This is a genomic window from Hyphobacterium sp. (assembly GCF_965217055.1).
Classification (GTDB): domain Bacteria; phylum Pseudomonadota; class Alphaproteobacteria; order Caulobacterales; family Maricaulaceae; genus Hyphobacterium.
Window position 1 is genome coordinate 1,807,133 of record NZ_OZ244227.1, and the last position, 19,114, is coordinate 1,826,246.

The window sequence follows — 19,114 nt, forward strand, 5'->3', positions numbered from 1 at the left end:
ATGTATGAACGATCCGAGCCCTTGCTGACGATCAATCCCGCACCAGCGGAGCCGGGGCGCGGTATCTTCGTGTTCGGAGCGCCCCGCGGCGGGACGTCGATGGTTGCCGGCGCGCTTCGCCTGCTCGGCGTCGACATGGGTGCGCGGCAGGGGCAGGGCAATAACGAGGATCTGGACATCCAGGATGCTCGCGGTCCCGTTGGCGAACTCGCCGACCCGACCAGCCCCGACCTGGCTGCGGCGCTGGACCGCATGCGCCCGGTGATCGCCAAACGGGGGCAATCGGCAGAGCCTTGGGGTTGGAAGGATCCGCACGGCGCTTTCTATGCGCCGCACATCGAGGCCGACCTGCCGGCGCCGCGGCTGATCGCAGTATTTCGCGACCCGCAGGCCGCGGCGCAGCGCGTGCACATGCTGACGGATCGGCTGTTGATTGACGCGCTCGATGACACGCTGAAACTCTATGAACGTTGCAGCCAGTGTCTCGCTGCATCGCGCCAGCCGGCGGCGATGGTCAGCTACGAGAAAACACTGGTGCGGCCGGAATTGTTCGTCGAGCAGCTGGTGGCATTCTGCGGTCTGTCACCGGAGCGCGAACAGGTCGAGGCTGCGATCGCGTTTTGCTACCCGGAGCGCGGCCATGGCAGCCCGACCGATCCGGGCTGGCCGAACCAGGGTGCGCTCTAGGACACCGCCTTCAGTTTGGCGTCTTTCTGGGCCGCCTCGCGGTCCTTGTTCCAGTAGGACACCGACACGACCTTGGTGCGGTCGCAGCGATCGGCATACTTCTTGGCGATTTCCGTGACTTCTTCCAGCAGGCCCGCCTCGAGCGTGATCGGGTCCAGGCCGAGCGACAGGAAGGTCTCGTTCTCGACATGGAGATCGTTCTCGTCGGCTTCATTGCGCGGATTCGGCAGGTTGGCGATCTCGACACCGGTCATCTGCGAGATGATGTCGGCGAGTTCGCGCACCCGGTGGGTCTCGGTCATCTGGTTCATGATGTGAACCCGGTCGCCCGGTTTCGGACGGTTCTTCAGCGCCAGTTCGATGCAACGCACCGTGTCCTGGATGTGGATGAAGGCGCGGGTCTGGCCGCCGGTGCCGTGCACGGTCAGCGGGTGACCGATGGCGGCCTGCATCAGGAAGCGGTTGAGCACGGTGCCATAATCGCCGTCATAGTCGAAACGGTTGATCAGGCGTGCGTCCTTGCGGGTCTCGTCGGTCTGGGTGCCCCAGACAATGCCCTGGTGGAGATCAGTAATCTTGATCCCGTCATTCTTGTTGTAGAAATGGAAGAAGAGCGCGTCCTGCGTCTTCGTCATATGATAGATCGAGCCCGGATTGGCCGGGTAGAGAATGTCCTGCTGGACCGGCCCCTGCGGCGTGTCGACGGTAACGCGCAGATAGCCTTCCGGGATTTTCATGCCGGCGGTACCGTAACCGTAGACGCCCATCGTGCCCAAGTGGACAAGGTGGATGTCGAGGCCTGATTCGACGATCGCCGCGAGCACGTCATTGGTGGCGTTCAGATTGTTGTCGACGGTGTAGCGCTTGTGGCGCGCGGTCTTCATCGAATAGGGCGCGGCGCGTTGTTCGGCGAAATGCACGATGGCGTCCGGGCGCTCCTCAGTGATGAGGTCGAGCAATTCCTGGTATTCCTTCCCGACATTAAGATCGACAAAGCGCATGTCCTTGCCAGACACCTCTTTCCAGGCCGCCAGGCGGACGCTCATGGGCTGGATCGGGGTCAGGCTGTCGACCTCGAGTTCAACGTCGATCTTGCGCCGCGAAAGATTATCAACGATCACGACATCATGGCCGAGATTGGACAGATGGAGGGCCGTGGGCCAACCGCAAAATCCGTCGCCGCCGAGTACGATCACCTTCATTGTTCACACCTGGACTTGTTCGGGGGATAATTTGCCGAGCCTTCTCGCAAGGCGGAAGCCTGATGACAAGGCTTTGCTTCATTATTCCAGCAGGTAGGATAACGCAAACAACGCAAACGGGAGGCTGGTTTTGGCCGGTTTGGAGCCTTTCGGGCCATTCAGCGACGCTTTTCTGATCCCGCCGCGCCGTTTCAGCGACGATCGCGGCTGGTTCGAGGATGTCTGGAATGCGGAACGCTTTCGCTCGCAAACCGGAGTGGCCCCGCAATTCGTGCAGGATAATGCGTCGCGCTCGGGTGCCAGAGGCACGGTGCGCGGCCTGCATTTCCAGGCCCCGCCGTTTGCACAGGCGAAGCTCGTGCGTTGTCCACGTGGCGCGATCCACGACGTCATTGTCGATATCCGGCACGGTTCACCGACTTTTGGTCGATGGGCAGGCGCGACCCTGACCGAGGACAACGGGCATCAACTCTGGGTGCCGCGCGGTTTCGCGCACGGATTTGTGACGCTCGAGCCCGATAGCGAGATCGCCTACAAGGTCGATAACCCGTATTCGGCCGAACATGATGCCGGGATCTTGTGGAATGATCCCGCGCTCGGCATTGAATGGCCGTTCGACACCAGTGCGGCGATTTTGTCCGACAAGGACGGGAGTGCACCGAAGCTCGCCGATTTGCCTGTTCTGTTCGAGTATCAATCATGAAACTGCTGGTCATCGGTTCGACCGGACAGGTCGCGCGCGCATTGGCGGCAAAGGCCGGCGATCATGAAGTAGTCCGCGCCGGGCGACCGCAAATCGACCTCGCCCATCCGACCGGGCTTGCCGATCTGATCGGGCAGGTTTCGCCGGACGCGATCATCAATGCCGCCGCGTATACTGCTGTCGATCGCGCCGAGGACGATATCAAGGCGGCCCGCGCCCTCAACGAGACCGGCCCGGCGGCGTTGGCACGGGCGGCTGCGGCGCGGCGACTGCCCTTCCTTCACATCTCCACGGATTACGTATTCAACGGAATGGGCGGCGCGCCTTATGCCGAGGATGCCGAAACCGCGCCGCTCAATGTATATGGGCAGACCAAGGCGGGTGGCGAAGAGGCCGTGCTCGCCGCACATCCCGCCGCGCTGGTGGTGCGGACCTCCTGGGTCTATGCCCCGGAGGGCCAGAATTTCGTGTCCACAATGCTGCGCCTTGCGGCCGAGAAGGATGCGCTCAACGTGGTATCCGACCAGATCGGCCGACCGACCGAGGCGCATGCGCTTGCCGAAGCGCTGATCGATCTGGCGGCGCAATTGCGAGCGGGCGCCGAGGGCGGGCTGTTGAACGTCGCTAATACCGGCGAGGCCAGCTGGCGCGACCTTGCCGACGCGGCCATACGCGGCGCCGGGCTGTCGACGCCGGTGACCGGGATCCCGACCAGCGCATGGCCAACGCGTGCGCGGCGGCCGGGCGATACACGCCTCGATCTGACCCGGGCGCGTGAGGTTTACGGGATCGAATTGCCGGTCTGGCGAGACTCGCTGGAGCGATGCCTAGAAATGATGGGTCTCGGTGGACGACGCGCCTCTTAAGCGTTAAACGGCGCGCGACTCTCAATTCATCGGGCCTCGCCGCCCGATTTGTCCGGATCAACAAGGAGTTTGGCATGGCTGTTCGGGTCGCCATTACGGGATTTGGCCGCATTGGCCGTCTGGCACTGCGCGCCGTTCTAGAGGAAAAGCGCTGGGACGACGTCGAGGTGGTCGCGATCAATGACTCTTCAACGCCAGAGACCAATGCGCACCTCCTGACGTATGACAGCGTGCACGGACGCTATCCGGGGACGATCAAGGTCGGTGATGACTGGATCGACGCAGGTTTCGGCAAGATCCAGAAAGTGTCGAACCGCGATCCTTCGAAGCTGCCATGGGGCGATATGGGCGTTGATCTGGTGCTTGAGTGCACCGGCAAGTTCAACTCGAAGGAAGCCTCGATGGCGCACATCGAGTCCTCGGGGGCCAAGAAGGTGCTGTGTTCGGCGCCAGCCAAGAATGCCGACAAGACGATCGTCTATGGCGTCAATCACGACTCGCTGACGGCGGACGACCTCGTTGTCTCGAATGCGTCCTGCACGACGAACGGCCTCGCCCCGGTTGCCAAGGTGCTGAACGATGCGGTCGGCATCGAGCGCGGTCACATGACCACGATCCATGCCTATACCGGCGACCAGCCGACACTCGACCGCAACCATTCGGACCTTCACCGTGCCCGTGCGGCGGCTATGTCCATGGTGCCGACCTCGACAGGGGCAGCCAAGGCAGTCGGCCTGGTGCTTCCGGAGCTGGCGGGCAAGCTGGACGGCGCCGCGGTTCGCGTGCCGACGCCGAATGTCTCGCTAATCGATCTCGTTTTCACGCCGGGCAAGGCGACTTCCGCCGAAGAACTGACAGCCGCGATCAAGGCGGCCGCCGACGGTCCTATGAAGGGCATTCTCGGTTATGATGACATCCCGCTGGTGTCGATCGACTACAATCACGACAGCCGGTCGTCCGTGGTCGCCGTCGACAAGATCAAGGTGATCGACGAGCGCCTCGCCCGCGTCATGACCTGGTATGACAATGAATGGGGCTTCGCCTGCCGGATGATCGATACGGCTGCCGCCATGGGCAAGTTTCTCTAGGCAGAAAAACGGGAGCCAAGCATGGGATTGCGCCGGATCGAAGACGTCGACGTTCACGACCAGGTCGTGCTGGTGCGCGTCGATTTCAATGTGCCGATGAAGGATGGCGTGATCACCGACGCGACGCGCCTGATGGCGGCATTGCCGACGATCGGTCATCTCAAGTCCGCGGGTGGCAGAATCGTTTTGCTGGCCCATTTCGGGCGACCCAAGGGTCAACGCGTGGCGGAAGCTACGCTCGCTCCGGTCGCACCGGCGCTTGCCGATTTGCTGGCAGCGCCGGTCGAATTCGTCGGGGATTGCATCGGTCCCGAAGTCGAAAAGGCGATCGCGGCGCTAAGACCGGGCGATATCCTGCTGCTCGAGAACACCCGGTTTCACCCGGGCGAAGAAGCCAACGATCCGGACTTTGCGAAGGCATTGGCCGCGCTGGGCGATGTCTACGTAAATGACGCATTTTCCGCTGCGCACCGCGCACATGGATCGACTGCAGGCGTTGCCGAACACCTGCCGGCCTATGCCGGTCTCGCGCTGCAGCGGGAACTTGATCATCTCTCGCAGGCGCTGACCGCCCCGAAACGGCCAGTCATCGCCATTGTCGGTGGCGCCAAGGTCTCGACCAAGATCGCGCTTCTGGAAAACCTCGTGTCAAAGGTCGACAAGCTGTTTGTCGGCGGTGCGATGGCGAACACATTTCTCGCCGCGCAGGGACATGATGTCGGCCGGAGCCTGCACGAACCGGACTTTGCCGAAACAGCGCACCGGATCATGGAAGCGGCTCGCACACATGGTTGCCAGCTCATCCTCCCGGTCGACCTGGTCTGCGCCGCGGAATTCGCGCCAAATCCGGACACAAAGACCGTGGCCGCGGACGCGATTCCGGACGACATGATGGCGCTGGACGCCGGTCCGCAGACCGTCGACGCGCTCGCCGATGCGATCGATTCCTGCAAGACACTGATCTGGAACGGACCGCTCGGCGCGTTCGAGACACCGCCTTTTGCAACGTCGACTGTCGAGGCCGCGCGCTATGTGGCTGGCCGCTGCCGAGAGGGCAAGCTGATTGCCGTTGCTGGCGGCGGGGACACTGTTGCGGCACTCAATTCGGCCGGCGTTTCCGGCGATTTCACCTTCATATCGACTGCCGGTGGTGCCTTCCTCGAATGGATGGAAGGCAAGGCGCTGCCAGGCGTGGAAGCGGTTTCCGATTAACGTTAGGCTTAGGACACATCCGATCTGCTGGGGACGACAAGATGGATCTCGAACAACTCAACGATATTGCCAATCGCATGGTGGCGCACGGTCAGGGTATTCTGGCGGCGGACGAATCCACCGGTACGATCAAGAAGCGCTTTGACACAATCGGCATAGAATCCACGCAGGACAGTCGCCGTGACTGGCGCGAAATGCTGTTTCGTACCCAGCCGGCGATGAATGACTGCATTTCAGGCGTCATTCTCTATGACGAGACGATCCGCCAGAAGGCAGCCGACGGCACGCCGCTGGTCGAGTTGATTGCCGCCTCCGGCGCCGTTCCCGGCATCAAGGTCGATACCGGTGCCAAGGATCTTGCCGGCGCTCCCGGCGAGAAGGTCACAGAAGGCCTCGACGGCTTGCGCGACCGGCTGAATGAATATCACCAGATTGGCGCGCGCTTTGCCAAGTGGCGCGCGGTGATCGACATTGGCCGCGAAGGGGATGATTCCATTCCGTCGCCGTACTGCGTCGATGTGAACATGCACGCGCTCGCCCGGTATGCAGCGCTGTGCCAGGAGGCCGGCATCGTGCCGATCGTCGAGCCGGAAGTCCTGATGGATGGCGATCACGGAATCGAGCGCTGCTACGAGGTCACGGAATACGGTCTGAAGGCCCTCTACAAGGCGCTCTACGACCAGGGTGTCGAGCTTGAAGGCACGATCCTGAAGCCAAACATGATCATCGCCGGCAAGACGTGTGCGGACCAGGCTAGCGTCGAGGAAGTCGCCGACATGACGGTGCAATGCCTGGCCAACTGCGTGCCGGCCGCCGTGCCGGGCATCGCATTCCTGTCGGGTGGCCAGTCGGACGAGGAAGCCACAGCGCATCTCAACGCGATGAATGCCGCCTATGATTTGCCGTGGCCACTGACCTTCTCCTATGGCCGCGCGCTGCAAGCCGCGCCGCTGAAGGCCTGGGGCGGCCAGAATGTCGAGGCCGGTCAGGCGGCGTTCAATCACCGCGCACGCATGAATTCCCTCGCCGCCAAGGGCGAGTGGAATGCCGAACTCGAAAAAGCGGGTTAGGCCTCGCTGCGGGCGCACGCTTCCGGCATGCGTCCGCCGCCGTCGAGCAGCGATTTTCCGGTGGCATCGCACAGCGCGTCGATGCGGTAGCTGACCGCATCGTTGCGCGGGCCGCCGGCGTAGCGTGCAACCAGCAGGACTTCCCCGGCTTGCGGCACGATACCTGTACAGGCATAGACCTCGTCATAATCCTCACGCACATCCGCCCCTTGTGCGGTAACCGGGCCGAAACCCGGAATCGCCTGCCACGCTGCCGCACACGCGTTTTCCGCGAATGCAGCACGTTCATGCATTGAAAGCGTGGTAGATGTACCGGCGCCAGACGCCGAACCGATCAGGAAATAAGACGCGGCCCATATCGCTAATCCACCCAGGATCAGCATGTTGAGAATTCGCATCATTCCGGTTGTCCTCCCCACCCGGCGCGGAAAATAGAACTGCTAAACTCCTCATTGCAAACATTTTCTCGTAACGGGGGAATGAAATCGCTTGAGGCTTTCGGAAATTCCCCGAAACGGCTATGTGGCTGCCATGACCTGCCAGCTTTATCTTCTGACACCGCCGCGCATTGATCCGGGCTTCGTCGACACGCTTGTTGAGGCGCTGGACGCCGGCAAGGTCGCTGCGCTGCAAATTCGCTTGAAAGATCATACAGTAGACGAAATCAAAGCGCTGGCGCCGCCGTTGATCCGGGTGGCGCAGAAGCGGGGTGTGGCGGTCCTCCTGAATGATGACCCGGAGCTCGCTATCGCGCTGGGCTGCGATGGCGTGCATGTCGGGCAGGGCGATGTGCCAGCGAAACAGGCTCGCGCGGCCATCGGCCCGCAGCGAATGCTGGGCGTAACCTGCCACGACAGCCGGCATCTGGCCATGCAGGCAGGCGAGGCCGGCGCGGACTATGTCGCCTTCGGCGCATTCTATCCGACACAGACGAAGTCGCCGCCAACACAGGCGGATCCGGCGCTTCTGACATGGTGGTCGGAGCTGTTCGAAATTCCGTGCGTGGCGATCGGCGGGATCACGTTCGATAATGCGCAGCCGCTGGTCGAGGCCGGGGCAGATTTCCTCGCCGTATCCTCTGGGGTGTGGTCGCATGTGGACGGCCCGGCTGCGGCCGTTATAGCGTTCAACGCATTGATGCGGGGCGAGTAAGACGAGGTGATAATGGCCTGTCGTTTGATAGCCGTGCTGTTGATGCTGCCTGCCCTGGCGTGGGCACAGGAAACCGATCCCGAGCCATCCGGTCGTGCGGACGAGGCCGCCGACGAGGCGCCTGCGCCGATCCTTCGCGATCTCGACCTGATTGATGCCGGGACCCAGAATGATGCGCTGTCGCTGGAAGACATTCCCGAGACCGAGGTCCCGACCAATCAGTCCGAGATCGATGCTCTCTTTGACAGCGCCCAGCTGGCCTATGCGACGGGCGAATATGGCACGGCTCTCGGGCTGGCACGCACGGCGGCTGCTGCCGGTCACGCGCAAGCGGCTACGCTTGCGGGCCTGTTGCACGAAGAAGCGCGGATCGAGGAGGCGAGCGATGTCGTGGCTGTCCGCTGGTACCGCCGTGCCGCGAGCCAGGGTGAGCCGGTCGGCAATTACCGGCTGGGGCTGATGGCGCAAGCCGACCGCGCCGGGCTGGCCCGCACCGAGGCGCGCGGATTTTTCCTGCGCGCGGCACAGGCCGGGCATGTCCCGGCGATGCTGGCCTATGCACTCGTTCTGAAAGCATCTCCGGTACCACAGGATGCGCTGCTGGCCATTGAATGGGCCGACCGGGCCGCCAGCCAGGGCCATGCCGAGGCGATGTTCCAGCTCGCCCAGATGTATGACAGCTGGGAGCGCGGTCCGCAGGAGCCTGCAGCCGCGCGGCAATGGTATGTCGCGGCGGCCGAAAACAATCATGCCGAAGCCGCGCTGCAGGCCGGGCTGATGCTCGCCAATGGCGAGGGCGGGGAGGCCGATCCCGAATCGGCTTTCGCGCTTGTGCGGCAATCGGCCGAGGCGGGCTTTGCGCCGGCCATGGGCCAATTCGGATTGATGTTGCTCAATGGCTGGAATGAGCGCGAGCCGGACATGGCTTCTGCGGTCGAATGGTTTGCCCAGGGAGCTGTCGGCGGTGATGCGGAATCGCGCTTCCTCTATGCCGTGGCGCTGGCCGGCGGCATTGGCGTCGATCGCGATCTGGTGCGGGCGTACTACTGGACGCTGATGGCGGAATACGAGATGGACGGGACACGATCGCTGAATGTCGACCGCGACCGGTTGCAGGCGGCGCTGGAAAACGACCTCACACCGTCGGAGACTGAACAGGTCCGCGCACAGATTGCCGCCTTCCGCGCCCGCTAGGGGCTTCACTCAAACCGCAACAGCGCTTGCCGCCCGCTCGGCATCCTGATAGGACGCGCGCGACTTGTCCGGCCCCTGCTGCGCGCGGGGGCCGGCTTACATCGTGAAGACAGCCGACAGGATTGCCGTCCATGAAAATCAACGGGAATGAAGTGAAGCCGGGCATGGTGCTGCAGCACCAGGACACGCTCTGGACCGTGGTAAAAGCCGATGCCGTGAAGCCGGGCAAGGGCGGCGCGTTCGCCCAAGTCGAAATGAAGAATATTCTCGACGGGCGCAAACTGAACGAGCGTTTCCGCGCCGCCGACAAGGTCGAGCGCGTGCGGCTTGAACAGAAGGACTTCCAGTTCCTGTTCAAGGATGACGACATGGCGACCTTCATGAATACCGAGACATACGACCAGATCGAGTTGCAGATGGATTTCATCGGCGATCAGACCGCCTCCTATCTGACGGACGGCATGATGGTCATGGTCGAGTTCTACGAGGACAAGCCGATCGGGATCAGCCTGCCGCAATTCGTCGAGCTGGAAATTGCCGATACCGAGCCGGTGGTGAAAGGTCAGACCGCCGCGAATTCCTACAAACCGGCCGTGCTGTCGAACGGTGTGCGCACTTCGGTGCCGCCCTTTGTCGGCGTCGGTGAGCGCGTCGTCATTTCGACCGAGGACGGAAGCTATCAAAGGCGGGCCGACTAGATCATGGGACGTTTAACTGCCCTCATGGAAGTGATGCAGAACGCGGTGCGCAAGGCAGGCCGCGGTCTGGCGCGGGATTTCGGTGAAGTCGAGCATTTGCAGGTCTCGCGCAAGGGGCCGGCGGACTTCGTCACGGCCGCCGACCGCAAGGCCGAGGATACGATTTTCGAGGCGCTGAGCGCGGCGCGTCCGGGCTATGGATTCCTGATGGAAGAGCGAGGCGTGGTCGAAGGCACGGACAAGACCCACCGATGGATCGTCGATCCGCTCGACGGGACGCTGAATTTTCTCCACAGCCAGCCGCATTTCGCGATCTCGGTCGCGCTGGAGCGCATGGGCGAGATCGTCGCCGGCGTGATCTACAATCCGGTCACCGGTGACATGTTCCACGCCGAGAAGGGCTATGGTGCCTGGCTCGACGAGCGCCGCCTTCGGGTGTCTGGACGCAAGGAGCTGATGGACAGCGTCATTGCCACCGGCACGCCCTTTTTCGGCAAGCGCGGGCATGCCCGCTTCCTGAAGGAGCTGCACCAGATCATGCCGAGTGTCGCCGGTATCCGCCGCTATGGCGCGGCATCGCTCGATCTGGCCTGGACAGCGGCGGGCCGCTTCGACGGGTTCTGGGAGCGCGACCTGAAGGCCTGGGACATTGCAGCCGGCATCATCATGGTTCGCGAGGCCGGCGGCTATCACATCGAGGCTGACGGCAATGGTGATCCGCTGGAAACCGGCAACATCATCGCCGGCAACGAAGCGATCACAAACCAGCTCGCCGACAAGCTGAAAGCGGCCGCCTAGGCTTCATGCCCGGTTCAGCCCGGTTGTGCGCTTCTCCCAAGCGGGGAGGAAAGACATCATGCTGGAACTGATCCTGCTGGCAGATGCCGAGATCACCGAGGACTGTACATGGAACGGAATCCCGCTTCATGGCGAGGTGCAGGTGGTCGAGAGTTTCGCCGATATCGATGTACAGGTGGTGGACAGTTTTCCAGACCTGCGTGTGAAGACTGTCGAGAGCTTTCCCGACGATTGCGGCGAGTGGGAATTCGTCGACAGCTTCCCGGATTTCACCATTCGCTTCGTCGACAGCTTCCCGGATATCCAGATCAAATTTGTTGAGAGCTTTCCGGGCGTCGACTAGCGTCGATCCATGTCATTCTATGATCGATACATTTTGCCGAATCTGATCAGCGGGTCCTGCAAGCAGGGGCCGATCATGAAGCAACGTGCCAAGATCGTCCCGGAGGCCGAAGGGGTTGTCGCGGAGATCGGCATGGGCGCAGCGCCCAACCTGCCTCTTTACGATGCGGCCAAGGTCAAAATGGTGATCGGTATCGAACCCAATGCCGGCCTGCGCAGGAAGGCGGAACGCGCAATCAGTGACAGCGACCTTGCCGTCGAGCTTGCCGACGGACGGGCCGAGAACCTGCCGCTGGACAATGCCAGCGTGGATACCGTCGTGCTGACCTATACGATGTGTTCGCTGCCGGATGTGCCCGGCGCGCTGTCCGAAGTTCGGCGCGTGCTGAAGCCGGGCGGGCGTCTGCTGATTTGCGAACACGGTGCGGCGCCGGATGCCGGTGTGCTCAAGTGGCAAAAGCGGCTCGACCCGGTCTGGAAGGTCATTGGCGGCGGCTGCCATCTTTCACGACCCATCGACCGGATGGTGGAATCCGGGGGCTTCAGGTTCGACGCGCTGACCGCGGAATACATGCCGAAGACGCCGAAGATCGTGGCCTATGATTACATCGGCGCCGCAAGACCGATCTAGGCGCATGTCGAGCACCGCGGCGCGGCCGGATCGGTGTCGAGACGCTTCGCCGCAATCGCATCGCCGCATTCCACGCACCAGCCATATTCTCCGTCATCGATCCTTCCGAGCGCGGCCTCGATACGTCGCAATTCCATGGCGCGGCGCGCTTCTGCGGCCTTGGCCATGGCCTGGACCTGCAGGCTGTCTTGACGCGACAGGCGTCCAACCGATTGCTGGTCGAGTTCGACCGGCTTGCGGTCATCTCCGCTGCCCAAAGACAGCGACAGGATCTCGTCTTTCAAAGCCTGCAGGCGCGCCCTCGCATATTCGGGATCATTGCCCATGCCGGCAAGCCTAGCAGGGTGGAGACGGCAAGCTAGTCCTCGATGAGATGGGCCAAAGTCTCGATGCGGATGCCGACTTCGGTGCCGATGATGGCGGCGGCGGTTTCATGGCCCCATTCGGTGCGATCGATAGCGCCGGTGATCGTGAAGCCGACCGCCTGGCGCTGGGTCGCCGGGTCTGTGCCTTGCCGGTTGAGCGCAACGTTGAATGTCACATTCCGCGTTTCACCCCACAGGGTCAGCTCGCCCGACACCTCCGCCTCGTCGTCGCCGCTAAGGGTCACAGAGGTCGATTCAAATGTCAGGCGGGGATGGGCCTCGGCATTGAGCCAGAACGCGCCGGCGACGTGTTCATCGCGGACCGGATGGCCCACGAACACACTCCCGGTCTCGACGAAGGCCGTAACCGCGCTTTGTGCCGGATTGTCGGCATCAATCGTGATGGTCCCACCTGATTCCATGAAGCTGCCGAATATGGTGGTGAAGCCAAACCGGTCGACCGAGAATACGGCCTGGGTATGGGCCGGGTCGATCTCGTAGCGGTCCTGGGCGACAGCCGGCGCGGCGATCGCAGCAAGCGCGGCGAAAGCAAAAGCGAATCTAATCATGATATTCTCCCCATTGTCGGGTTGAAGCTTGCGCGGCTCGCGGCACATCCACAAATGACCGTTCGGAAGGATTGAGCACAGATGCGTGAACACTTCGGACAGATGGCGGCCTACAATGCCTGGGCCAATGCGCGGCTTTATGCGGCGGTGGGGGAACTTCCGAATGACCGGCTCATGGCCGATTTGGGCGCCTATTTCGACAGCATTTTCGGGACATTGACGCATATTCTCATCGCCGACCGGATCTGGATGCACCGGCTGACGGGTGAGGGACCCATGCACGCGGATTTGCGAGACCGTCCGTTTGCCGGTCTGGCCGAACTGCAAGCTGAACGATGTGTCATGGATCAGCGCATTTCAGAGTTCGTCACAAGCCTCGCCGCCGCCGATTTTCCGGCGGTGGTGAATTATCACAACATGGCCGGCACCTCGCACAGCCTGCCGCGCCAGGTCATTCTAAGCCATGTCGTCAACCACCAGACCCATCATCGCGGCCAGGCTCATCACATGCTGTCGGTTGAAGGCGTAGACCCGCCGCCGCTGGATCTGCTTTACTTCATGCTGCCTGCAGCTTGAGGGGAGATTCCCGAACGGTTCATCCCTGTGGTCATCGCCGGCAGGTCTGCATAGTTTGACGAAAACCGGGTCAACAGGGACAGCCATGACCGAAACCATTCTTTCGCTGGAGAGCGTCACCAAGCGCTATTCCGGGCAAACCGCCGTTGCAGATTTCGACATGCAGGTCGACCGCGGGCAGATCACCGGATTTCTCGGGCCGAACGGGGCCGGCAAGTCGACCTCGCTGCGCATGGCGCTCGGCATCATCCGCCCGGATGCGGGACGCGCGCGCCTGTTCGGCAAGTCGCCGGGGGCCAGCGTGCTTGAACAGGTCGGCTTCCTTCCCGAAGAGCGCGGCATCTACAAGAAGATGAAGGCCGAGGACGTGATCATCTTCTTTGGCCGGATGAAGGGCATGTCCATGGCGGCGGCCCGCAAGGCCGCGCGCGAGGGTCTCGAGCGTTTCGGCCTTGGCGGTGACGCGAAAAAGAAGATCAAGGAAATGTCGAAGGGGATGGCCCAGAAGGTCCAGATCATCGCCACGCTGGCGCACGACCCGGAATTCATCATTCTCGACGAGCCGTTTTCCGGGCTCGATCCGGTGAACCAGAAAATGCTCGAGGACATGATCCGCGACGAGGCCAAGCGGGGCAAAACCATCCTCTTCTCGACCCATGTCATGGAGCATGCCGAGCGCTTGTGTGACCAGATCGTATTGATTTCGAAGGGCCGGAAAGTGTTCGACGGCTCGGTTCCGGAAGCCCTGTCGCAAGTGCCGCGCCGGGTGATCATCGAATCGTCCAGCGATCACGATCTTGGCGAAATCCTCGCGGCCACGGGCGAGATTTCCCGCCAGGATGCGCCGGAAGGATTGCATGGCTGGACGGTGGAACTCCTCGCCGGCAAGGACGCGCAGGACGTTTTGAAAGCCTGTGTTGAAGCCGGGGTTCGGCTCGCCCGTTTCGAACCGATCCGCGCGCACCTGCACGATGTCTTTGTCGAAATTGTCCAGAATTCCAGCCAGGAGGTGGTGTGATGCGTGCAATCTACCTGATGGCCCGCCGCGAATATCTCTCCTATGTCGCGACCTGGGGATTCTGGCTGTCACTGCTGTCAGTGCCGCTGTTCATGGGCGTGGGTATCCTGATCCCGATCCTCGCCGAAACCTCGCAGCCGACACGTTACTTCACCGTCGTCGACAATACCGGACATGGATTCGACCGGATTATCGAAGAGAGCGTGGATCGCGAACGCTTCATTCCGGTCGAGCCGCCTTCTGCCAGTATTGACGGGCTGCGGCCCTATCTGTTGGGCGAGCAGACGATCACGGCTGACGACGAGGCCCATGCGCTGTTCGCGGCCATCATTTTCAATGTCGATGAGAAGGCCGACACGGTTATCGAATACTGGAGCACGAATCTGACCACGGGGACGCTCCGCGAGGCAGCCGAGGACGCGCTGCAAGACTGGCTGCGCAGTGCGCGCCTTGAAGAACTCGGTATTCCGCAGGAAACGCTCGAAGAGATCAACGCGATCAACCCGCGCGCGCGATCCCTGAATCCCGAAAGGGAAGGCGAGGTTGCCGAGATCGGCTTTGCCGACAGGGTTCCAATCATTGTCGGGATCGGCTTTGCGATCGGCCTCTGGGTCATCATCTTCTCGGTTACGAACATGCTCTTGACCGCGATGATCGAGGAGAAAGGCAACAAGATCCTGGATACGCTCCTGGCGACAGCGCGCTTCGACCAGATCCTGATCGGCAAGCTGGCGGGACTCGCTGCCGTATCAGCGACGCTGCTCCTGGCATGGGGCAGCATGGGTTCGGGTGGCGCATTGGCCGTCCAGGCTATCCTGGCGGCCGGCAATGACACGCTGGTGCAGATACTGAACGCGGTCTTCGATCCGGGTCTGATCCTGCCGGCGCTGGGCTATTTCATTGTCGGCTATCTGATGTTCGGAACGGTGTATCTGGCGATCGGGTCACTGTGCGATACGCTGCAGGAAGCCCAATCTTTGATGAGCCCGATCATGCTGATGATGATGATTCCCTTCTTCATCATCTTCGTGACGATCGAGAATCCGGATTCGCTGCTCTTGCAGTACGCATCCTGGGTGCCGTTCTGGACGCCATTCCTGATGATGGCACGGCTGCAGACGGATCCGGCAACCATCGAAATTGTCGCAACGACGATTGCCATGCTGGTGACGGCCGGGGCGGTGATTTTCATTGCGTCGCTTGTCTTCCGGCAGGGTGCGCTGGGCCGCGCAAATGCCTCGTCCGTGAAGAAGCTGTTCAGTCGCAAGAAAGCCGCCGCACAATAGAAAACGCCGCGCTGTTTCCAGCGCGGCGTTTGTCTTTAAACCCGTTCGGCTTGGGCTTGCGGTATCCTACCGGCGGCCACCTTTGCCAGCGATAAGACCTTCGCGCTGAGCGCGCTTGCGGGCCAGTTTGCGGGCCCGGCGGATTGCCTCGGCCTTCTGGCGCGCGCGCTTCTCCGAGGGCTTCTCGAAGTGGTTGCGACGCTTCATTTCGCGGAAAGTGCCTTCCCGCTGCATCTTCTTTTTCAGCGCGCGGAGCGCTTGCTCCACATTGTTCTCGCGCACGATGATCTGGACGATGGTCCACTCTCCTGTGTCTGTTTCAATCTGTTGCGCAGTCGCACAGATTCGTGTCGACCGCAGGCCTCTTGCCGAGAGGCGCGGCTATTAGCAGAGCCCGGGCGGCCTGTCCACACCCCTTAACGCCTGTGACGCAATGCGCATCGACGCCGTGGCGGCAATGATCTAGATATGCGGCATGGCCCGAAAAACGAACCTTTCCGATCTTGATCGCCTGCTGGATGCCGCATTGCCGATCGCGGCGTTTGACGGCTGGACCGATGGCGTGCTGGCCGAAGCCGGCTCCGACGCCGGGCTGACGCCGGAAGCGACCCGACTTGCGGCGCCAAAGGGCATGCTGGACGTGATCGCGCACTGGTCCGGCCGGCTCGACGCCGTCATGCTCGACCGGATGAAGGCTAGGGATCTCAAGGCGATGAAGATCCGGGAACGGGTCACCTTCGCCGTACAGGCGCGGCTGGAAGCGATCGGTCACGATGAGGAAGCCGCGCGGCGGGCCCGCGCCCGGCTGATGCTGCATGATGCCGGCACGCTGGGCGCCGAGCTGGTGTGGCGGACCGCGGACCTGATCTGGCGGGCGCTGGACGATCCGTCGACGGATTTCAACTGGTATTCCAAACGAACCATCCTGTCGGGGGTCTATGTCTCCAGCCTGTCGGCCTGGCTGAATGACGAGGGCCGCGACAAGGCGGCCGCCAAGGCCTTCCTCGACCGGCGCATCCAGAATGTCATGGAGTTCGAGAAGGCGAAGGCCGGTTGGAAGAAACTGACGAAGGACCTGCCCGATCCGGTCAGGATCCTCGCGCGCCTGCGGTATCCGCCTCGCCGTGCCTAGGTCCAGCGGGGATTGGGGAAATAGTCGCGCTTGGCTTTGACCTGAACGACTTCCTGTTCCGGCCAGCGCAAGGCGGTGAGCTTGCCCCCATAAACGCAGCCGGTATCGATGCTCCAGACATTGTTGCGCTTTCCGACCTTTCGGTCGGCGACATGTCCATGCACGACGATTGCCGCACCGCGATAATTGCGGGCCCAGTCCAGCCGGATCGGAAAGCCGAGATCGTCAGTCTGTCCCGTTGTCTCGCCATACATGGCCAGAGCGCGCGAGGTCCGGTTCTCGATACCGTGATAGCGCTCGGGCAAGCCGGCATGCGCCACGACCAGCCGGCCGTGGTCGAGGACAAGATGGCTGGGCAGGCTTTCGAGGTAGATCCGGGCCTTGTCGAGAAACTTGGTTTTTTCCTTTTTTGCCTCGTTCACAGTCGTTTCCAGGCTGGCGCCCATTCGGACATCGCGGCCCTTCAGCCAGCGCAGGAATTTGTCGTCATGATTGCCGATCACGCACCGCGCGATACCGTCTTTCTCCGCCTTCATCGCAAGGCGCAGGACGTCCATGGATGCAGGACCGCGATCGACGAGATCGCCGACGAACACAATCTTGCGGCCATCCTTGTGGCTTAGCGTTGCGGAACGTTTGCCTCGCGGGCCGCGCGTTTGCACGTCATAGCCTAGCTTATCGAGCAGTTTTTCGAGCTCGCGCGCGCAGCCATGCACGTCCCCGATGATGTCAAAGGGGCCGGTCTCCGCCTTCCAGACAAGGGGTTCATCATGGATCATGTCTCCCCCTTAATGGCGGAGCCCGGGAGCGCAAGTCAGGATTGGCCGCCGAGCGGGAAAATCCGGTTGATATGGCCCATTTTGCGGCCGGCGCGGATCGTGCGCTTGCCGTAGAGGTGGAGGCGTGCGCCTTTTTCCGCGGCGAGTTCCTGCCAGGGCTCAACGTCGGCCCCGATAAGGTTTGTCATCTCGCAGGCGGAATGCGGTTCGGCGGAACCGAGTGGCCAGCCCGCGACTGCGCGCATGTGCTGCTCGAACTGGCTGCAGACACAGGCATCCATCGTCCAGTGACCGGAATTGTGCACGCGTGGTGCGATCTCGTTGACGATCAGCTCGCCTGCGACCTCGAAAAGCTCGACGGCGAAGACGCCGACATGATCCAGCCCGGCACCGATGGCATGGGCTATCTGCAGAGCGTTCGCCTGCAGTTCAGCTGACACGTCTGCCGGGGCCGTCGTGACGCGGAGAATACCTCCAGCGTGCCGGTTCTCGGCGAGCGGATAGGCTGCGATTTTTGCGTCCTGCGTGCGCGCCGCCACGATCGACAGCTCGCGTTCAAAAGGCGCAAACGCTTCGAGGATTGCCGGCTTCTCGCCGATCTCCGCCCATGCACTGGCCAGATCCGTGTCTTCGCGGATCAGCGCCTGGCCTTTCCCGTCATAGCCGAAACGCCGAGTCTTGAGAATGGACGGACGTCCGATCCGCTCGATGGCGGCTACAAGTTCGGGGAGAGCGTTTATCTCGGCGAATTCAACGGTCCGGCATCCGGCTTCGCGAATGAAGGATTTCTCGACCAGGCGGTCCTGCGTCAGTTCAAGGGATTTGCGACCCGGGCGAACGGCAGCACGGCTTTCCGCAGCGTCGAGTGCCGACGTTGGAACATTCTCCCATTCGAAAGTCAGCGCATCGCAGCGCGCCGCGAATCCCTGGACAGCCCCGTTATCATCCCAGGGTGCAGACCATACGCGGGTCGCGGTGCGGCCGGCCGGGCAATCGCGATCGGGATCAAAAATGTGGATGTCAAAACCGAGCTCGGCACCCGCTGTGGCCAGCATGCGGCCAAGCTGGCCGCCGCCGAGAATGCCGATCACGGAACCGGGCGCGAGCGGTTGGGTCATGCGGTGTCAGTCTTCCACGGTATCGGGCACGGACTCGGTCTGGGACTGCCGCCAATTGGCCAGCCGTCCTGCCAGGGCCTCGTCGGAGAGGGCAACGATCGACGCCGCCAGGAGCGCAGCGTTCTTGGCCCCTGCCTTGCCGATGGCGAGCGTGCCCACCGGCACGCCGCCGGGCATCTGAACGATCGACAACAGGCTGTCCATGCCTTGCAGGGCTTTCGATTCCACCGGAACGCCGAGCACGGGAAGCGGCGTCATTGCGGCGATCATTCCGGGAAGATGAGCGGCGCCGCCGGCACCGGCAATGATGACCTGAAAACCCTCGTCCTTCGCGGACTTCGCGAAGTCAGCCATGCGATCCGGCGTGCGGTGCGCAGACACCACCCGGGCGTCGTAATCCATATCGAGCTGGTCGAGCAGATCGGCAGCCGCCTGCATGGTCGGCCAATCTGACCGGGATCCCATGACAATGGCGATGCGGGGCGCTGTTGCGCTCACGTTATGTCTCCTCGGCTCGCAAGAAGCGCGGGAACATACCGGGAAGCGGCCTGACGTCAAGGAAAAGCAGATGCCGGTATTGTTAACCTTGAGACTTTCTTAACTGGACGCGCCCAAGCTTGGCGCAAGT

Annotated in this window: 24 protein-coding genes; 16 read left to right on the forward strand and 8 right to left on the reverse strand. The window is 62.3% G+C overall.

Features of this window, described 5'->3' with window-relative positions; all coding sequences use genetic code 11:
- Nucleotides 1–687: a sulfotransferase gene (locus ACOOFN_RS09060; protein WP_420430826.1), complete on the forward strand. Its 687-nt coding sequence runs from the start codon at nt 1–3 to the stop codon at nt 685–687.
- Here the strand turns inward: ACOOFN_RS09060 and ACOOFN_RS09065 are convergent.
- Nucleotides 684–1,889: an NAD-dependent epimerase/dehydratase family protein gene (locus ACOOFN_RS09065; RefSeq protein WP_420430827.1), complete on the reverse strand. Its 1,206-nt coding sequence runs from the start codon at nt 1,887–1,889 to the stop codon at nt 684–686. The two genes, ACOOFN_RS09060 and ACOOFN_RS09065, sit on opposite strands and share 4 nt — an antisense overlap.
- Before the next feature lie 130 nt (nt 1,890–2,019).
- On the opposite strand from ACOOFN_RS09065, the gene rfbC reads away from it, so the two are divergent.
- From rfbC to ACOOFN_RS09090, 5 genes are all read left to right on the forward strand, one after another.
- The gene (gene rfbC, locus ACOOFN_RS09070) at nt 2,020–2,592 is read left to right on the forward strand and encodes a dTDP-4-dehydrorhamnose 3,5-epimerase (protein ID WP_420430828.1); all 573 of its coding nucleotides are present in this window, start codon (nt 2,020–2,022) and stop codon (nt 2,590–2,592) included.
- A complete protein-coding gene (rfbD, locus tag ACOOFN_RS09075; RefSeq protein WP_420430829.1) occupies nt 2,589–3,458 on the forward strand; it encodes a dTDP-4-dehydrorhamnose reductase in 870 nt (289 codons plus the stop codon). Before rfbC ends, rfbD begins: the two co-directional genes overlap by 4 nt.
- A 74-nt stretch (nt 3,459–3,532) precedes the next feature.
- On the forward strand, nt 3,533–4,546 hold the full coding sequence (gene gap, locus ACOOFN_RS09080) for a type I glyceraldehyde-3-phosphate dehydrogenase (RefSeq protein WP_420430830.1): 1,014 nt from the start codon (nt 3,533–3,535) through the stop codon (nt 4,544–4,546).
- 21 nt (nt 4,547–4,567) lie between these two features.
- Nucleotides 4,568–5,758, forward strand: coding sequence for a phosphoglycerate kinase (locus ACOOFN_RS09085; protein WP_420430831.1), 1,191 nt, complete (start codon nt 4,568–4,570; stop codon nt 5,756–5,758).
- Between the two features lie 41 nt (nt 5,759–5,799).
- The gene (locus tag ACOOFN_RS09090; protein WP_420430832.1) at nt 5,800–6,828 is read left to right on the forward strand and encodes a class I fructose-bisphosphate aldolase; all 1,029 of its coding nucleotides are present in this window, start codon (nt 5,800–5,802) and stop codon (nt 6,826–6,828) included.
- Here the strand turns inward: ACOOFN_RS09090 and ACOOFN_RS09095 are convergent.
- Nucleotides 6,825–7,229, reverse strand: coding sequence for a hypothetical protein (locus ACOOFN_RS09095; protein WP_420430833.1), 405 nt, complete (start codon nt 7,227–7,229; stop codon nt 6,825–6,827). The genes ACOOFN_RS09090 and ACOOFN_RS09095 overlap by 4 nt on opposite strands.
- A gap of 130 nt (nt 7,230–7,359) precedes the next feature.
- Between ACOOFN_RS09095 and thiE the strand changes: the two genes are divergently transcribed.
- From thiE to ACOOFN_RS09125, 6 genes are all read left to right on the forward strand, one after another.
- Nucleotides 7,360–7,980, forward strand: coding sequence for a thiamine phosphate synthase (thiE, locus tag ACOOFN_RS09100; protein WP_420430834.1), 621 nt, complete (start codon nt 7,360–7,362; stop codon nt 7,978–7,980).
- 12 nt (nt 7,981–7,992) lie between these two features.
- Nucleotides 7,993–9,174, forward strand: a complete 1,182-nt coding sequence (locus ACOOFN_RS09105) for a tetratricopeptide repeat protein (protein ID WP_420430835.1) — start codon at nt 7,993–7,995, stop codon at nt 9,172–9,174.
- Between the two features lie 131 nt (nt 9,175–9,305).
- The gene (efp, locus tag ACOOFN_RS09110; RefSeq protein ID WP_420430836.1) at nt 9,306–9,872 is read left to right on the forward strand and encodes an elongation factor P; all 567 of its coding nucleotides are present in this window, start codon (nt 9,306–9,308) and stop codon (nt 9,870–9,872) included.
- Nucleotides 9,873–9,875: 3 nt separating this feature from the next.
- Complete coding sequence (locus tag ACOOFN_RS09115) at nt 9,876–10,670, forward strand: inositol monophosphatase family protein (protein WP_420430837.1); 795 nt, start codon at nt 9,876–9,878, stop codon at nt 10,668–10,670.
- Nucleotides 10,671–10,728: 58 nt separating this feature from the next.
- The gene (locus ACOOFN_RS09120; RefSeq protein ID WP_420430838.1) at nt 10,729–11,013 is read left to right on the forward strand and encodes a hypothetical protein; all 285 of its coding nucleotides are present in this window, start codon (nt 10,729–10,731) and stop codon (nt 11,011–11,013) included.
- A 75-nt stretch (nt 11,014–11,088) separates the two neighbouring features.
- Nucleotides 11,089–11,643: a methyltransferase domain-containing protein gene (locus ACOOFN_RS09125; protein ID WP_420430839.1), complete on the forward strand. Its 555-nt coding sequence runs from the start codon at nt 11,089–11,091 to the stop codon at nt 11,641–11,643.
- On the opposite strand, the gene ACOOFN_RS09130 is transcribed toward ACOOFN_RS09125, so the two are convergent.
- Together ACOOFN_RS09130 and ACOOFN_RS09135 are read right to left on the reverse strand one after the other, a co-directional pair.
- Nucleotides 11,640–11,969 (reverse strand): TraR/DksA family transcriptional regulator, encoded by a 330-nt coding sequence (locus tag ACOOFN_RS09130; protein ID WP_420430840.1) that lies wholly within the window; start codon nt 11,967–11,969, stop codon nt 11,640–11,642. The two genes, ACOOFN_RS09125 and ACOOFN_RS09130, sit on opposite strands and share 4 nt — an antisense overlap.
- Nucleotides 11,970–12,001: 32 nt before the next feature.
- Entirely contained in the window at nt 12,002–12,577 is a 576-nt protein-coding gene (locus ACOOFN_RS09135) for a YceI family protein (RefSeq protein WP_420430841.1), read from the reverse strand.
- A gap of 81 nt (nt 12,578–12,658) precedes the next feature.
- On the opposite strand from ACOOFN_RS09135, the gene ACOOFN_RS09140 reads away from it, so the two are divergent.
- From ACOOFN_RS09140 to ACOOFN_RS09150, 3 genes are all read left to right on the forward strand, one after another.
- Complete coding sequence (locus ACOOFN_RS09140) at nt 12,659–13,153, forward strand: DinB family protein (RefSeq protein WP_420430842.1); 495 nt, start codon at nt 12,659–12,661, stop codon at nt 13,151–13,153.
- 85 nt (nt 13,154–13,238) lie between these two features.
- Nucleotides 13,239–14,171, forward strand: a complete 933-nt coding sequence (locus ACOOFN_RS09145) for an ABC transporter ATP-binding protein (RefSeq protein ID WP_420430843.1) — start codon at nt 13,239–13,241, stop codon at nt 14,169–14,171.
- Nucleotides 14,171–15,457: an ABC transporter permease gene (locus tag ACOOFN_RS09150; protein ID WP_420430844.1), complete on the forward strand. Its 1,287-nt coding sequence runs from the start codon at nt 14,171–14,173 to the stop codon at nt 15,455–15,457. Before ACOOFN_RS09145 ends, ACOOFN_RS09150 begins: the two co-directional genes overlap by 1 nt.
- Before the next feature lie 66 nt (nt 15,458–15,523).
- Here ACOOFN_RS09150 and rpsU read toward each other — a convergent pair whose 3' ends face one another.
- Nucleotides 15,524–15,802: a 30S ribosomal protein S21 gene (rpsU, locus tag ACOOFN_RS09155; protein WP_420435051.1), complete on the reverse strand. Its 279-nt coding sequence runs from the start codon at nt 15,800–15,802 to the stop codon at nt 15,524–15,526.
- 130 nt (nt 15,803–15,932) lie between these two features.
- Between rpsU and ACOOFN_RS09160 the strand changes: the two genes are divergently transcribed.
- Complete coding sequence (locus tag ACOOFN_RS09160; protein ID WP_420430845.1) at nt 15,933–16,589, forward strand: COQ9 family protein; 657 nt, start codon at nt 15,933–15,935, stop codon at nt 16,587–16,589.
- On the opposite strand, the gene ACOOFN_RS09165 is transcribed toward ACOOFN_RS09160, so the two are convergent.
- The 3 genes from ACOOFN_RS09165 to purE are packed head-to-tail and all read right to left on the reverse strand — an operon-like array spanning nt 16,586 to nt 18,951.
- Nucleotides 16,586–17,368 (reverse strand): metallophosphoesterase, encoded by a 783-nt coding sequence (locus ACOOFN_RS09165; protein ID WP_420430846.1) that lies wholly within the window; start codon nt 17,366–17,368, stop codon nt 16,586–16,588. The genes ACOOFN_RS09160 and ACOOFN_RS09165 overlap by 4 nt on opposite strands.
- 35 nt (nt 17,369–17,403) lie before the next feature.
- Complete coding sequence (locus ACOOFN_RS09170) at nt 17,404–18,486, reverse strand: 5-(carboxyamino)imidazole ribonucleotide synthase (RefSeq protein ID WP_420430847.1); 1,083 nt, start codon at nt 18,484–18,486, stop codon at nt 17,404–17,406.
- A gap of 6 nt (nt 18,487–18,492) precedes the next feature.
- Nucleotides 18,493–18,951 carry a 5-(carboxyamino)imidazole ribonucleotide mutase gene (purE, locus tag ACOOFN_RS09175; RefSeq protein ID WP_420435053.1) on the reverse strand — a complete coding sequence of 153 codons (459 nt, stop codon included), beginning with the start codon at nt 18,949–18,951 and terminating at the stop codon, nt 18,493–18,495.
- Nucleotides 18,952–19,114: the final 163 nt, after the last annotated feature.